Genomic DNA, 1,353 nt, shown 5'->3' on the forward strand with positions numbered 1-1,353 from the left:
AAACAGCTTCTGGCCAACATTGGATCAGCTCGCGATCTGCCCATTACAAAAAGGCCTCAAGGGCCGGTAGGAGCGCAGGCATCAATTCGCGACGGTCTGACCAGGGGTCAATGTTCGTTAGCACGGGTTGGGGCGGCTAAACGCCCCGGTGGCAGAACTCTGTAAATCAGTGGCTCATCGCAGCCTCCTGACTATTGCCTGGCTGACGTCGATAAGTCTGATCGTTTTGCAAGAGCCGCCAGAGGATACGCAGGTTGCGGTTGGCCAAACGCACTGCCGCCTCCTTGCGCCCTAGGCGAGATACCCAGCGCTGTAGCCGCTGGTCGTCGGGCTGTTCTGAATCCGGTCGCACCTGTCTTAACACGGCGTGGGCCCCCTGGACCGCCAGGCTGCGCAAATACGCATCACCCTTCTTGCTCATCTTGCCGAGCCGGATTTTTTCTCCGCTGCTGTGCTGGCTGGGCACCAGCCCGAAGTAGGCGGCGAACTGTCGAGCATTTGCGAAGCGTTCAGGCTCAGTCTGCTTGGCCAACAGTGCTGTGGCTATGATCGGGCCAACTCCGCGCACCGTCATCAATCGCTTGGCTGTCTCATCGTTCTTCGCCGCTGTTTCGAGCCGACCGGTCAACACGTTGACGCGTTCGCCCAAATGAACCCATTCAACTAACAGTTCGGCGATTAGTTCGCGCAGCAAATCGGGTAATGGCTGAGTGGCGTCTTCCAGTATTCGGGGGATACGTTGGCTGATGGCCATTTCGCCTTGGGGCATGGAAACTCCCTGCTCCAGGAGTAAGCCACGCATCTGATTACCGACCGCCGTACGTCGTCGTATATAACCCTGTCGAGCCCGATGCAACGCTTGCATTGCAAGCGCCGCCGCACTTTTGACCGGTACGGCTGATATCGCGCAGTCGCGTCCGGCGCGCAGGATCGCCAATGCATCGTTGCGATCATTTTTCGGGCCGCTGCGATGATTGGCCACATGCTGAGCCGGTAGGATGCGCACTGAATTGCCCTGTGCTTGCAGTAATCGCGCCCATGCCTGAGCACCTGGCCCGGTTTCCACCAGCACCGTCACGCTTGCTGGAAGCTTAAGAAGAAAGGTTTGAAAGGCCTCTCGTGACTTAATCCGATCCTCGAATATCACCTGGCCGAGCGCATTCTCACCGGCCACCTGGAAGACCTTTTTGGCAAGGTCTACCGCGACGTTTACGCAAGTAGATACATCGGCTGACAAAGACTGATTGATCGTCGTATGCTTTTTCATGGGCTCGCCCTCGCTGTCGTTGGCTTCTATAAGAATGCCACCGTGGCGCATAGACGCCTCGGCTTGGGCGAGTCCATCTAATTACA

The 1,353-nt window shown here is 57.4% G+C and carries 1 protein-coding gene; it reads right to left on the bottom strand.

Annotated elements, in window-relative coordinates; translation table 11 throughout:
• Positions 1-166: 166 nt before the first annotated feature.
• Entirely contained in the window at positions 167-1,267 is a 1,101-nt protein-coding gene (locus TX23_RS26605) for an IS110 family RNA-guided transposase (RefSeq protein ID WP_057704731.1), read from the bottom strand.
• Positions 1,268-1,353: the final 86 nt, after the last annotated feature.

Origin of the sequence: Pseudomonas paralactis (assembly GCF_001439735.1) — a bacterium.
Taxonomy (GTDB): Bacteria; Pseudomonadota; Gammaproteobacteria; order Pseudomonadales; family Pseudomonadaceae; genus Aquipseudomonas; species Aquipseudomonas paralactis.